14 protein-coding genes are annotated in these 12,977 nt (G+C 70.4%); 5 read left to right on the top strand and 9 right to left on the bottom strand.

Annotation, left to right across the window (positions count from 1 at the left end):
• Window positions 1–189 precede the first annotated feature (189 nt).
• The gene (locus J8M51_RS24780; protein ID WP_086755412.1) at window positions 190–1,140 is read right to left on the bottom strand and encodes a nitrilase-related carbon-nitrogen hydrolase; all 951 of its coding nucleotides are present in this window, start codon (window positions 1,138–1,140) and stop codon (window positions 190–192) included.
• A gap of 50 nt (window positions 1,141–1,190) precedes the next feature.
• Here J8M51_RS24780 and J8M51_RS24775 point away from each other — a divergent pair, with 50 nt between their 5' ends.
• Window positions 1,191–2,108 (top strand): LysR family transcriptional regulator, encoded by a 918-nt coding sequence (locus J8M51_RS24775; protein ID WP_086755413.1) that lies wholly within the window; start codon window positions 1,191–1,193, stop codon window positions 2,106–2,108.
• A 557-nt stretch (window positions 2,109–2,665) separates the two neighbouring features.
• On the opposite strand, the gene J8M51_RS24770 is transcribed toward J8M51_RS24775, so the two are convergent.
• The 6 genes from J8M51_RS24770 to J8M51_RS24745 form a co-directional block, all read right to left on the bottom strand.
• A complete protein-coding gene (locus J8M51_RS24770; protein WP_256964479.1) occupies window positions 2,666–2,842 on the bottom strand; it encodes a hypothetical protein in 177 nt (58 codons plus the stop codon).
• Window positions 2,843–2,946: 104 nt separating this feature from the next.
• A complete protein-coding gene (locus J8M51_RS24765) occupies window positions 2,947–3,423 on the bottom strand; it encodes a tautomerase family protein (protein ID WP_086755414.1) in 477 nt (158 codons plus the stop codon).
• 134 nt (window positions 3,424–3,557) lie between these two features.
• Window positions 3,558–4,235 carry a PaaI family thioesterase gene (locus tag J8M51_RS24760; RefSeq protein ID WP_267299488.1) on the bottom strand — a complete coding sequence of 226 codons (678 nt, stop codon included), beginning with the start codon at window positions 4,233–4,235 and terminating at the stop codon, window positions 3,558–3,560.
• A gap of 190 nt (window positions 4,236–4,425) precedes the next feature.
• Complete coding sequence (locus J8M51_RS24755) at window positions 4,426–5,445, bottom strand: zinc-dependent alcohol dehydrogenase (protein WP_267299487.1); 1,020 nt, start codon at window positions 5,443–5,445, stop codon at window positions 4,426–4,428.
• A gap of 69 nt (window positions 5,446–5,514) precedes the next feature.
• Window positions 5,515–5,838 (bottom strand): putative quinol monooxygenase, encoded by a 324-nt coding sequence (locus J8M51_RS24750; RefSeq protein WP_086753029.1) that lies wholly within the window; start codon window positions 5,836–5,838, stop codon window positions 5,515–5,517.
• 111 nt (window positions 5,839–5,949) lie between these two features.
• Window positions 5,950–6,645 (bottom strand): SDR family NAD(P)-dependent oxidoreductase, encoded by a 696-nt coding sequence (locus tag J8M51_RS24745; protein ID WP_086753027.1) that lies wholly within the window; start codon window positions 6,643–6,645, stop codon window positions 5,950–5,952.
• 102 nt (window positions 6,646–6,747) lie between these two features.
• Between J8M51_RS24745 and J8M51_RS24740 the strand changes: the two genes are divergently transcribed.
• A complete protein-coding gene (locus J8M51_RS24740) occupies window positions 6,748–7,626 on the top strand; it encodes a helix-turn-helix transcriptional regulator (protein ID WP_086753025.1) in 879 nt (292 codons plus the stop codon).
• Window positions 7,627–7,640: 14 nt separating this feature from the next.
• On the opposite strand, the gene J8M51_RS24735 is transcribed toward J8M51_RS24740, so the two are convergent.
• A complete protein-coding gene (locus J8M51_RS24735; protein ID WP_086753022.1) occupies window positions 7,641–8,033 on the bottom strand; it encodes a nuclear transport factor 2 family protein in 393 nt (130 codons plus the stop codon).
• A gap of 146 nt (window positions 8,034–8,179) precedes the next feature.
• Here J8M51_RS24735 and J8M51_RS24730 point away from each other — a divergent pair, with 146 nt between their 5' ends.
• Entirely contained in the window at window positions 8,180–8,773 is a 594-nt protein-coding gene (locus tag J8M51_RS24730) for a PadR family transcriptional regulator (protein WP_086753033.1), read from the top strand.
• Between the two features lie 203 nt (window positions 8,774–8,976).
• The gene (locus J8M51_RS24725) at window positions 8,977–10,740 is read left to right on the top strand and encodes a hydroxysqualene dehydroxylase (protein WP_086753020.1); all 1,764 of its coding nucleotides are present in this window, start codon (window positions 8,977–8,979) and stop codon (window positions 10,738–10,740) included.
• A gap of 315 nt (window positions 10,741–11,055) precedes the next feature.
• On the opposite strand, the gene J8M51_RS24720 is transcribed toward J8M51_RS24725, so the two are convergent.
• Window positions 11,056–11,559, bottom strand: a complete 504-nt coding sequence (locus J8M51_RS24720) for an Lrp/AsnC family transcriptional regulator (RefSeq protein ID WP_086753018.1) — start codon at window positions 11,557–11,559, stop codon at window positions 11,056–11,058.
• Window positions 11,560–11,845: 286 nt separating this feature from the next.
• On the opposite strand from J8M51_RS24720, the gene J8M51_RS24715 reads away from it, so the two are divergent.
• Complete coding sequence (locus tag J8M51_RS24715; protein WP_086753016.1) at window positions 11,846–12,823, top strand: DMT family transporter; 978 nt, start codon at window positions 11,846–11,848, stop codon at window positions 12,821–12,823.
• Window positions 12,824–12,977: the final 154 nt, after the last annotated feature.

The raw sequence follows: 12,977 nt of genomic DNA, 5'->3' as shown, positions 1-12,977 counted from the left end.
CCGCTGGGGAGAATCCGGGGAGCATGAAACGCCGCCCCGCTTCGGCCGGCCTCCCCCGTCGCACGGCCCCGCGTGAGGTGGGACGGTGTGCCGTCCTCGTGCAGCAGCCGGCCAGGTCTGACCGCGTGACGGTCGGGCGGGCAGAGCGGAGCCGTCGCGGGTCTGCCGTTCGGTCAACTGCCGGTGCGGTCAAGCGGCGGTGACGGTGGAGTGGGGGGACTCGTCGACGTGGAGGGTGAAGATGTCGGGGCGGGCGTAGTGGCCGGTGGTGTCTAGGTCGAAGCGGGCGCGGGTGAGGTCGTCGAGGTCCAGTTGGGCGGTCAGGATTCCCTCGCCGTCGCGCAGCGGGCCGGCCAGCACCTCGCCGAGCGGGGAGACGATGACAGAACCGCCGCCGATCAGGACGGTGTCCGGTTCGTCTCCCTGGACGGGGTGGAGATCGGCCGGGAGGGCGTCGCGCCGCAGGTACTGGTTGGCGCTGAGGACGAAGCAGCGACCTTCCAGGGCGATGTGCCGCATGGTGGCCTGCCAGGCGTCGCGGTCGTCGACGGTCGGCGCGCACCACAGATCCACGCCTTTGGCGTACATCGCGGTGCGCAGCAGCGGCATGTAGTTCTCCCAGCAGATCGCCGCGCCGATACGGGCGCTGCCGGTGTCGATGACGGGGAGAGTGGAACCGTCGCCCTGCCCCCACAGGTAGCGCTCGGCGGCGGTGGGCATCAGCTTGCGGTGCAGGCCCAGGTAGCCGTCGGGGCCGAAGAAGAGCGCGACGCAGTACAGGGTGCCGCCCTGACGTTCGACCGCGCCGACCACGGCGTGGCACCCGAGCTCCCGGGTGAGCGCGGCCAGGGTTTCGGTCTCCGGGCCGGGGACCTCGATGGCGGACGCGTGGTAGCGGCGGAAGAGATCGCGGCCGTCCGGGGAGCGGCTGCCGACCGTGACGCCGAAGTCCAGACCCTTCGGGTAGCCCCCGAGGAACGCCTCGGGGAGGACGACGACTTCGGCACCCCGGAGGGCGGCCTCGCGGATGAGTTCCTCGGCCCGGGCCACTGCGGCCGGGGTGTCGAACAGCGGAGCAGCGGCTTGGGCGACGGCGACGGTCACGGTTCGGCGGGGCTCATGAGACGAGGCAGCAGTCATGCCGTCGACGGTAGGAACCCCGCAGACCATCTGGCAAACTAATCTTTGCGATGATCGACATCTATGAAACCGAATTCAGGAAGGCCGACCTCAACCTGCTGGTCGTCTTCGCCGCCCTGATCCGCGAGCGCAGTGTCACCCGCGCGGCCGCCGCCCTGCACCTGAGCCAGGGCGCCACCAGCGCCGCCCTCGGCCGACTGCGCGCGCTCTTCGGCGACGAGTTGTTCACCCGCACCCGCGGCGGCATCGTGCCCACACCGCGCGCCATCGAACTCGCCCGCCGCATCGAGCCGGCCCTCGGGTTGATCCACGGTGTGGTGACCGACCGGGATCGATTCGACGCGGCCACCGCCCGGCGCACGTTCACTCTGGGCATGTCCGACGATCTGGAGGCGGCACTGCTGCCCCGCCTGCTGGCCGCCACCGCGGGCCTGCCGGGCATCCGGCTCGCCGTCCGGCAGGCCAGCCGCAACACCGTCGCCGACATGCTCGACCGCGGTGAGGTCGATCTCGGGGTGGCAGCGGCCCCCGCGCACGGTGCCGACCACCGCGGCCGTGAGCTGTTCGTCTCCGGCTACACCTGCGTGTTCAACCCCCGTCTGCTGCCGCTGCGGACCCCGATCACCTGGGACGACTATCTGGCCCACCCCCACCTGCTGATCTCCTACGAGGGCCGGCGCGGCATCGTCGACGACCTCCTCGAAGCACAGGGACTCCACCGCCGGGTGATCGCCTCCACCACCCATTTCGCCGGAGCCGCCCTCCAGCTCGCCACACTGCCCGCCCTGGCCACGCTCCCCACCCACGCGGCCACCGTCTATGCCGACGCCTTGGGCCTGACAGCCACCGCGCCGCCCCTGACGATGCCCCAGTACACCGTCAGTGCCATCTGGCACGGGACCGCCACCGACGATCCCGCTCACATCTGGCTCCGCCACCTCGTCGACGAAGCCGCTCACCGGCTCTGAGCGAGAAGCCGAAGAACGTGCGCAGGTCCTTGCAGCAGGGGCCCTGGCGAATCGGCAGGGGGCGCCGCCCCCTAGGTGAACCGTCAGACCTGGAGCCAGATCGCATGGTCCGGTTCCAGGAGTCCGTCCGCGATCGGGGCGCCGGCCAGCAGGACGGAGACGTGATCGGGCAGCCGGTACGGCTCGTCCGAGAGGTTGACCACGCACGCACAGCAGGACCGGATCGCGGCGGAAGGCGAGGACTCCGGCGGGAGCGTCGACCCACGTGAGGGTGCCGTCGCCGAGGGCGACCCCGGCAGCCCGGATCCAGGTGTGCGGGTCGGAGGTGTGGTTGGGCACGATGTCGGGGATGACCCCGAACCGCGAAGCCGGCAGGGGGCGGCTTTCCATGACAACCGTGTGTCATTTCCGAGCGTCGACTGTGCTCTCACGGACAAAACGCCGTCATGTGCGGCCGGTTCCGTGTGATGTCGGCACCGAGAACCCGGCCCCCATGGCCGACATCGCCGCCGGGCTTCGGGCCGGCCTGGAAGCTCGCGGCTCTGTGAAGGAAACCCCTAGGACGCGCTCCAGCCAGGGTCACGACCGAGGTAGCGCAGGAGCACCGCCACGTCGTCGTCGCGGTGCCCGGGGGTCAGGGCCGCGGTGTACGCGCCGTGGCGCAGCGGCTCGACGATCTCCCTGGCGATCTTGAGGAGGGGCCGGGCCAGCTCGGGTGTGAGATGACCGCCCACGGCATCCGGGTGCGCATCGCCGCCACCCCGCCACCCCGCTGCCCCAGCCGCTCGTCCTCGCCGCGGTCAGGGACCGGACCGGCCCTCGCTCGACAACCCGGGCTTCACACGCCCAACGCGGCGCGGACGGCCTTGACCCGCTTCTCCGTGAACACCCCGCTCTCCAGCAGCGGCAGGACCGACAGCACGCCGCCCGACGAGCCCCAGCTGCCCTCGTCGATCACCCGGAAGGTGACCCACCAGGCAGGCGCCGGCTTCTCCAGCCCGCAGGCCGTCGCCAGTGCGGCCAGGACGCGTTCGATGACCTCGGCCCGCACCTCCGGCTGCCAGGCGGCGTCCATGACGGCGAGGTCGATCACCATCACGTCGAGCTCCTGGTCGACGTCCGCCAGCAGTCTGCCGCCGATGGCCATCATGTCCCGCTCGCGCTCGACGAAGTGCACCTGGAACCCGGCCCGGGCCGCCGGGGCGTGCTGGCCCACCTCGGGCACCAGCACGGCGTCCGTCAGCGTCTCGGCCAGCTCACGACGCTGCTCCAGGCTCAGACGGCCCTTCGGCGCGTTCACGGTGATGATGGTCACGAGATCCCCCTATGACAGTCGTTATACCGCACAGACTACCTGCCTCTATAACGACCGCCATAGGTGGGCCGGGGCACACCCGGGAGTTCGCGCCTGCGCCCCCGCCCCCGGGGAGGCCGGCGAGGGACGAATGGTCAGGTGGCCCGCAGGCTCGGGAACAGCGCGCGGACGCGGTCGAGGTCCGGCACCACGAAGACGCCGTCCGCCGCCACCAGGACCTCGGAGTGGTCCTCTTCGGTGGTGATCACGCCGCTCACCGGGATCCTTCGGTCCTCGCCCCCGGTGACCTGGGCGAACACACGCAGGGGCGTCTCCAGGGGAACGGGACGGCGGTAGTGCAACTGGAGGGAGACGGTCATCGCCGGCGTCCCGGCGGCCACGCAGGCCCAGCCCATCAGTTCGTCCAGGAGCATGGCGCTCATGCCTCCGTGTCCGTAACCGGGCGGCCCTTCGTGCGCCTTGCCGAGGACGCAGGTTCCCGCCACTCCGCCGTCGGCCCGCGTGCAGCTCATGGGCGGCGCCAGTGGGCTTCCGGCACCGGTGACGGGGCTGTACATCCGCACCCCTCCCGGGAACTCGTCCACCGACGGGATCTCCGCGCGTGCGCGGCGCCGCCCGGTCAACTGCCCGGTGAGGCCGCGGACTCCGTCCGCCACGCGGTGCAGGGTGGCCGGCGAGGCCGCGGTACGGACGGTCGCCTCGACCAGGGCGCGCAGTTCGTGGCCCAGTGCGGCGATCGCGGCCCGCTCGTGCTCCGGTTCCTGCCGTGCCGGTCGTTCGGGCACGGCGCCGGTCGCGGCGTGGCGGTTCAAGTTCGGTTCCTCTCGGGCAGGGCGTCGGGAGTCGTTCCGGCCGAGGGCGCGGTGGACTTCCCGAGCGGGACATCGATGTCGGATGTCGGAGGCGGCGGGGCCGAGGACACCGGGCCCTCCCCCGCACGGCCCCGCCCACCGCTGGACCCCGGAGCCCGGACCCGGACCCTGGCCCCCGGACCCCGGCACCTCAGTCCTCCAGGACGAAGATCGGCTTGTGGCCGGCGCGGTCCGAGGTCAGTACCTCGGGGATCTCGTGCCAGCCGTACACGCCGCTGGTGACCAGCTCGGGATGGAGCGTCCCGGCGGCCACGGCCTCCAGCGTCGGGGTCATGTTCGGCCGCGCGTGCCCCTTGCCGTTGTGGAAGTGGACTCCGCGCTGGTACAGCGCGAGCAGCGGGAGCCGGACCTCGTCGAAGTAGATGCCGACGCTGTTGACATAGCCCTCCGGCATGACCGACAGCAGCGCCTTGCGCAGCCGCGCGGCGTCGCAGCTGGCGTCCACCGCGAGGTGGAAGTCCTTCTCCCGCTTGCCGTTGATGTCGTGGACCTCGGCGCCGAGTTGCTCGGCGACCTTCATCCTGACCGGGTCGTCGTCGTAGTACACGGTGCGGGCGCCGGCGCAGTGGACCGCGACATCGACGCAGTACAGGCCGATGGAGCCGGTCCCGCCGAACACCGCGACCCTCGGGTCGGAGATCCCGGCGACGGTCGGCATCACCGTCTCCCAGCCGAGGGCGAGGTTGTCGCCGATGGAGGCCAGGTGGACGGGGTCGACCCCGGCGGGCAGCTTGGCGAGGTTGAAGTCCGCGTAGGGAACACGGATGAGCTCGTCGAAGGTCCCGCCCCAGGCACCGTTCACCGGAAGTCCGTACTGGGCGTCGCCGTGCGCGAGACAGCGGGCGGTGTGTCCGAGCCGGCACTGCGCGCAGGTACCGCACGCGATGTGCCAGGCGACGCCGACCACGTCGCCGACCGCGACGTCCCTGCAGTCGGGGCCGGCCTCGACCACCGTGCCCACGCACTCGTGGCCGATCGGGAACGGGCCGAATCCGGAGAACGGCGTCTTGTCGCCGATGACATGGTGGTCGAGATCGCACGTCGTGGCCGCGAGCGGGCGGACGAGCGCGTCCGTGCCCTCGACGACGACGGGGGCGTCGACCTCGTCGAAGCGCAGCCGGCCGGGCGCGACGAACATCAGGCTCTTCATGGGAAAGCTCCTCGGTTTCGTGGGGAACCCGGGGTCGGCCGGTTGCCGGCCACCCGGTCGCCGTGTCGGTCAGACGGCGCCGACGTCCGGGTCGCCGGCCGGGATCGCGTCCAGGAAGACCATGTCCGGGGCACCGGCCAGCGCCTGTGCCAGGGCGGCGCCGATCTCCCGCATCACGGCACCCTTCATGTGCGCGCCCAGCGCCTCCCGCGAGGCCCACTTCTCGATCATGACGAACTCACCGGTGGTACCGGCCTTGCGGTGCAGCGCGTACCGCAGGCATCCGGGTTCGGCGTGCACCTTGGCCGCCGCCGCCGTCAGCGTCTTCTCGATCAGCTCTTCCTGGCCGGGCTTGGCGACCATCGTCGCCACCAGGACTACCGGGTTGGTCATGGGCTTGCACCTCTCGCTTTATGACAGTCGTCATAATCTTGGCAGATGTCGTACCGGCGGTTCACACCCCCCGGCTCGCGACGCTCGTCGTCACCAGGGCGTCTCACCTCGTCACCAGGGCATCTCGCCGTGACGGTCGCGGAAGGTCCCGGTCGGTCCGTCCGCCGCGACGGTGGCGAGTTCGACGATCGCGTCGGTCCCCTCGGTCACCGTCTGCGGGCCGCTGTGCCCGTTGAAGTCGGTCGCGGTGTAGCCGGGGTCGGCCGCGTTCACCTTCACGTCCGGCCAGAACTTCGCGTACTGCGTGGTCAGCATGGTCACGGCGGCCTTCGACGCCGTGTAGAGCGGCGCGAGGTTGCGGCCCTCGGCGCGCCCGGTGTCGTGGGTCAGCTCGAAGGACCCCATGCCGCTGGAGACATTGACGATGACCGGGTGCGCGGACTTGCGCAGCAGCGGCAGGAACGCATGCGTCACCCGGACGATCCCCACGACGTTGACCTCGAACACGGCGGACGCGTCGGCGGCCGTGAGCTGGTCGGCGGGGAGGTGCGGCCCGAAGACACCGGCGTTGTTGATCAGAACGTCGATGCCGCCCTCGCGGGCCCGGATGTCGTCGGCGGCCGCGGCCACCGACGCGTCGTCGGTCACGTCGATCTGCACGAAACGGGCACCGAGTGCGTCGCCGGCCGCCTGACCGCGCTGCGGATCGCGAGCGCCGACGATGACCGTGTGGCCCGCCTCGATCAGTCGGCGGGCGGTCTCGTACCCGAGGGACTTGTTGGCTCCGGTGATGAATGTTGTCGTCATGCCTTCACTCTCGGCCCGTGACGTATGGACAACCAGTGCCCTCCGCGACGGTAGGACTGCCAGTACCAGGCACGACGACGGCCCGGCGGAGACAATGACCGAGTGGACGAGACCCTTGGCACGGCACTGCGCCGCTGGCGCGACCGGCTCTCCCCCGTCGACGTCGGGCGGACCTCGCGGCCCGGGCGCCGTGCGGTGGGGTTGCGGCGCGAGGAACTGGCCGAACTCGCGGGGCTGTCGGTCGACTACGTGGTCCGCCTGGAGCAGGGCCGCGCCACGAGCCCTTCGGCGCAGGTCGTCGCGAGCCTGGCGCGGGCGCTGCAACTGCAGCCCGCGGAGCGCGATCACGCCTACCGGCTGGCCGGCCTCCTCCCGCCCCAGGAGGGAACGGTCTCCGCGCACGTGCCGGCCGGGGTCCAGCGGATGCTGGCCCGCCTCGGGGAGTTCCCCGTGGGCGTGTTCAGCGCCGACTGGACCCTGCTGTCCTGGACCCCGTCATGGGCGGTGCTGATGGGCGACCCCAGCGCACTGACATCCGTCGAGCGGAGCCTGGTGCGGGCGGTCTTCGCCACGGGGCCCGGCCGGCTCGCCGCCTGGCCCGTGCTCCAGGACGGCGACTCCCTCAGGACGGCCCTCGTCGCCGATCTGCGTACGGCTCTCGTCGACTACCCCCGCGACCGCGCGCTGAACGACCTCGTCGGGGAACTGTGTTCCGCCAGCGCGGAGTTCGCCCGGCTGTGGGACGAGGGCGCGGTCGGACCGCATGTCTCGGCCCGCAAGACCGTCGTACATCCGCAGGTGGGTGAGGTGATCTGCGACTGCGACGTGCTCACCGTCCCGGGCTGCGACATCCGGCTCGTCGTCTACACGGTGGCCGCGGGTTCCGCCGACGCGGAGAAGCTGGAGTTCCTGCGGGTCACGGGCGGCGTCCGCGCCGACGGCTCCTCCCCTCAGGGTCCGGGTCTGTTCTCCGCACCGTGACAGCCGGGCCGCGGTCACTGGCCGGCGGCCTCCTGAGCGATCTGCTCGAACTGGGCGCCCATGGCCTCGGACAGTGCCTGGGCGGCGGAGAGCGGGCGCACCATCACCGTGAAGTCGTCGATCCTGCCCTGCTCGTCGAAGTGCAGGAAGTCGCAGCCCTGGAGCTTCTTGCCGTTGACGGTGGCGGTGAAGACGAAGGCGTGGTCGCGGCCGTCCGGGTTGGCGATCTCACGGGTGTAGGTGAAGTCCTCGAAGACGCGGGACACGCCACGCAGGATCGCGGCGGTGATCGCCTTGCCCGGGTAGGGCTTGAAGGCGACCGGGCTGGTGAAGACGACGTCGTCGGCCAGCATCGCGGCCACGGCGTCCATGTCGCCGCTCTCGACGGCTTTGCGGAACGGGTGCATGGGTCACCTCTGTAGTCAAAAAATTGAATAGGTGGAGTGGAGAGTAGAGGGGGGAGGATGCCATGTCCATAGCGAATATGGGCGTGCTCCTGCCTTGGCCTTCCAGTCACTTCGTTGATTATTCGCAACGGTGCTAGCGTGTGGCCATGGCTTTGCGGAACGCGGTGATGGCCGCGCTGCTGGAGGGCGAGGCGTCCGGGTACGACCTCGCGAAGGCGTTCGACACGACGGTCGCCAACTTCTGGATGTCGACGCCCCAGCAGCTCTACCGCGAGCTGGACCGCATGGAGGCCGAGGGACTGGTCTCGGCCCGCGTCGTCGAGCAGGAGCGCCGCCCCAACAAGCGGCTGTTCTCCTTGACGGAGGCCGGCCGGAAGGCCGTACACGCCTACACCGCCGAGCCGTTGGGCAAGCCCGCGGTGATCCGGGACGAACTGCTGGTCAAGGTGCAGTGCCTGGACGCGGGCGACATCGAGGCGGTCCGCAGGTCCGTCTCCGAGCGCATGGAGTGGGCGACCGCCAAGCTCGCCCGCTACGAGCGGCTGCGGCAGCGTCTGCTCGACGGGCGCTCGGAGGAGGCGTACTTCGCCGAGGCCGAGCGCGTCGGCCCGTACCTCACCCTGCTGCGCGGAATGTCGTTCGAGCGGGAGAACCTCCAGTGGGGGGACATGGCACTCCGCAGACTCGACCAGCGTTCGGCCGCCGTCCGAGCCGACGGCACACACGGGCGACACGATTGATCGTCAACGGCACCCTGCGCGGGTGACCACGGCAACCATCCACGGGCAGACACGGTAACCACCCACGGGCGGACGGGACTCGTGCCCACGGCCGGCGATACGGCATCAAGCCAAAGTGGTGCGGGCTTCGTCGGTCGCCTTCCGAGATGGGGGTGACGCCCATATCCTCGGGCGCCGACTGTTACCGATGGTAAGGGGTGGGTATGGGCGACGCCACGCGCCGAGGGTTCCTGGGCACGGCCGCGGCCGCCGGCGGAGGGGTCGCGCTCGGAGTCCCGCGGCCGGCCTCGGCGAGGAGCGGCGCCGCCCCGCAGAGCGTGGCCGTACTGGGCGGAGGCGTCGCCGGGCTCACGGCCGCGCACGAACTCGCCGAGCGCGGCTTCCGGGTCACGGTCTACGAACGCAAGGCGCTCGGCGGCAAGGCCCGCAGCATGGACGTACCGGACAGCGCCACGGGCGGTCGCGACCCCCTGCCCGGGGAGCACGGCTTCCGCTTCATCCCCGGCATCTACCACAACCTGCCCGACACCATGCGGCGCATCCCCTTCCCCGGCAACCCGGGCGGTGTCCACGACAACCTGGTCGCCCCCAAGGAGATGCTCTTCGCCCGGTCGGGCGGCCGTGAGGACATCCGGATTCCCCTGCCCTGGCCCGGCAGCACACCGGCCGAACTCACCCCCGACGAGATCCGCCGCGCCCTCACCTCGGTCCTGGACACCGCCTTCAACCTCCCCCTCCACGAGGCCCTCTACTTCGCCGACCGCTTCCTGGTCTTCCTCACCAGCTGCGACGAACGCCGCGACGAGGCGTGGGAGCGGACACCGTGGTGGGATTTCGTACGGGCCGGGCGGATGTCGTACGACTACCAGCGCGTCCTGGCCGTCGGCATCACCCGCAACATCGTCGCCACCAAGGCCGAGGAGGCCAGCACCCGTACCGTGGGCACCCTGTTGGAGGCCTTCGCCTTCAACCTCCTCGGCCGGGGCGCGGACGGACCGCTCGACCGGATCCTCGACGGGCCCACCAACGAGGCCTGGATCGACCCCTGGGTGACCCATCTGCGGTCGCTCGGCGTCGAGTTCCGGGTCGGCTGGACCGTACGGGACCTGACCCTGGACGCGGGCCGGATCTCCGGGGCCGTCATGGCGGACCCGGAGGGGGCCCGCCGGACCGTCACCGCCGACCACTACGTCTCGGCCATGCCGGTCGAGCACGCGCGCCGCACCTGGAACTCCGCCGTGCGCGCCGCCGACCCCCAACTGGCCGCGTGCGACCGGCTGGAGACGGACTGGATGACCGGTATCCAGTTCTATCTGACCGAACGCACGCCCATCCTGCACGGCCACCTGGACCTCATCGACTCGCCCTGGTCACTGACCGCGATCGCCCAGGCCCAGCACTGGCCACGCCACGACTTCCCGGCGGACTTCGGCGACGGCACGGTCGCGGACTGCCTGTCCGTGGACGTCTCCGAGTGGGACAGACCGGGCATCCTGTACGGGAAGACGGCCAAGCAGTGCACCCGTACCGAGGTCGCCCGCGAGGTGTGGGCGCAGTTGAAGGCGTCGCTCAACGACAGCGGCCGTACGGTCCTGAAGGACTCCGTGCTGCATTCCTGGTTCCTCGATCCGGCCGTGGACGGACTCGGCACCCCGAACCCGGTCAACGACGAGCAACTGCTGATCCATCCGACGGGGACCTTCCACCACCGCCCGCGCTCGGCGACGAGAATCCCCAACCTCTTCCTCTCCGGCGACTACGTGGCCGTACCCATCGACCTGGCCACCATGGAAGGCGCCAACACCTCGGCCCGACAGGCCGTCAACGCCCTGCTGGACGAGATCGGTTCACCCGCCGAGCGATGCACGGTCACCCCGCTGCACCGGGCCCCCGAACTCGAGCCCCTCAAACGCCACGACCGCACCCGGTATCGCCTCGGCCTGCCGAATCTCTTCGACATCGGCTGACGTCGGAGCGCTCGGGATTCTCCGGACAGGTAGTGAGTCGCGGTCCTGGCGATCCCGGACGGGCTCGGGGTCATGCGCGTCCCTGTGGCGGGCTGGCGCACCGGCGCCTGCCTGACACGACGTCGAGACCCTGACCCGGTTCGGCCTCGGCCCGAATCCATCCGACATGCGCCCAAGACCCGGTCGCGGCCTGCGCGCGGCTGTCGGTGCCGTCGCTGTTCGTCGCCGGCGAGGACGACGAGATGGTCGGCCACCGCACCACCCACCGAGCCGCCGGTCCGGTCGCCGGTGTGGTGTTGTCCACATCACGACACGTCAGCGCCACGACACGTCCGGGCGGCGCCGCTTCGGCTTGGGCTCGATGACCTCCACCGGGCGTCGCTGCAGGTGTTCGTAGACAAGAGAGGCGGACAGGTCCGCGACCGACGGGAACTGCGCGATGCGGTCCAGGACGAAGTCCTCCAGATGCTGCGGATCCTGAACGGCCACCAGCACCTGGAAGTCGTCGCTCCCCGACACCACGAACACGTCCAGCACCTCGTCGAGCCCGAGGACGAACTCCCGGAACGACTCCACGGCGTGCCGGCTCTTGGGGTGGATCCGCACCGCGATCATCGCCTTCAGCCCCCGTCCGAGGGCCTCCAGGTTCACCTCGGCGCCATATCCGAGGATCACCTCGCTCTGCTGCAGGTTCTTCACCCGCTCCAGGCATGTGGAGTCGGCGATGCCCAGGGTGCGCGCGAGCTCCCGGTTCGAGCGGCGCGCATTCTTCTGCAGTTCGGCCAACAGACCCCGATTGATCTCATCGAAATTCGGCATGCCGGAGAACCTACCGCATATGTTTCGGACACGATGGCGATCCTTCGCAATAACTGCCAGGATTCCGGCCGGAGACGTCAAGAGTCACGGACTCTGCCGACCGTTCAGTCCGGCAAGTTCCTCCGTGCACCACGACGCAGGAAGAGGGCCATGACCACGCAGTCCACCAAGAGCCCCTGGCTGCCGTTCGGTGTAGCCGAGCGCAGGAACTTCGGCCTATCGCGCGTGGCTGGACCTTCCACCGAACCATCGACCGAATTTCGACGACGAGTGAGCGTGATTCGACATGAACGCCAGGGCTTCTGGGGCTTATGGCTGGCTACTGTTCACCATGGTGCTGTGGGGCAGCGCCTTTCCTTCCTCGAAGTACGCGGTCGAGCATGTCCCCCATGAGGTGGCGGCCCTGTTCCGCTTCGGCGGCGGCGCCGCGGTGCTGTTACTCATGGCCCTGTTCCAGCGCCCACGGCAGGCGCCACCGCTCAAGGCCGTCATCGGTGCCTGTGTGGCCGGCCTCGTCGGCGTCTTCGGGTACAACGCGTTGTTCTTCTGGGGTGTCACCATGGCCCCGGCGAGCGACGGAGGCGTGATGTTCCCCGCGCTGACCCCGGTCATCACGACCGTGGTCCTCATCCTGGCCGGACGGGAGTCGGCGCGGCCCGTGCGGGTCCTCGGGCTGGTGATCGGCGCCGGCGGGGCGGCGTTGTTCTTCGTCACCACCACCGCCCACGGGGTGGGCGGCCCCGAGCGGCTCATGGGTGACACCGTCTTCCTCGTCGGTGCCGCGGTGTGGTCCGTGTACACCCTGCTCAACCGCAAACTGGTGGTCGGTATGGATCCGTTGCAGGCGGTGATGTACTCGACCGTCGCCGGCTCCCTGGCGCTCGCGGTGATGGCCGCGCCGGAGTTCGGGGAGGTCCGGTGGAGCGGGCTGCCGACCGGCTTCTGGATCAACGCCGTCCATCTGGCGATCGGTCCGACGGCCGTCGCCTACCTGTTGTACGTCCGCGGCATCCGTGACGTCGGTGCCTCCACGGCCTCGGTGATGATGTTCGCCGTGCCGCTGTTCAGCACGCTCTTCTCGTTCCTCTTCCTCGGAGAGTCGTTCACCTGGGCGCAGAGCGGTTCGGCACTGCTGATGCTGGGTGGTGCCTTCATCGCCGTGATCAGCGGCCACGGGAGCGCCGGGAAGAAGGCCGCCGGCGAAGCGGAGGAGTCGGCGGACGACGAGGTGGACGAAGTGATGGTGAAGGCCGGAGCGAGGTGACGGCGCGAGGCGGTGCGCCGCTTGGTCCACGGTCGCCTCATCGACAGCGACATGACACGGCCCGTCGCCATGGCCACCTTCGCGCGTATCGCGCGGGCTGGTGTCCCTCTGGGGATGAGTGTGCTGCTGGCCGGCGGGACAGCGCGGCCATCAC

The sequence above is a fragment of the Streptomyces griseiscabiei genome (genome assembly GCF_020010925.1).
Taxonomy (GTDB): domain Bacteria; phylum Actinomycetota; class Actinomycetes; order Streptomycetales; family Streptomycetaceae; genus Streptomyces; species Streptomyces griseiscabiei.
Note: the sequence above shows the minus strand (reverse complement) of the source record. Positions and strands in the feature narration are given on the sequence as shown.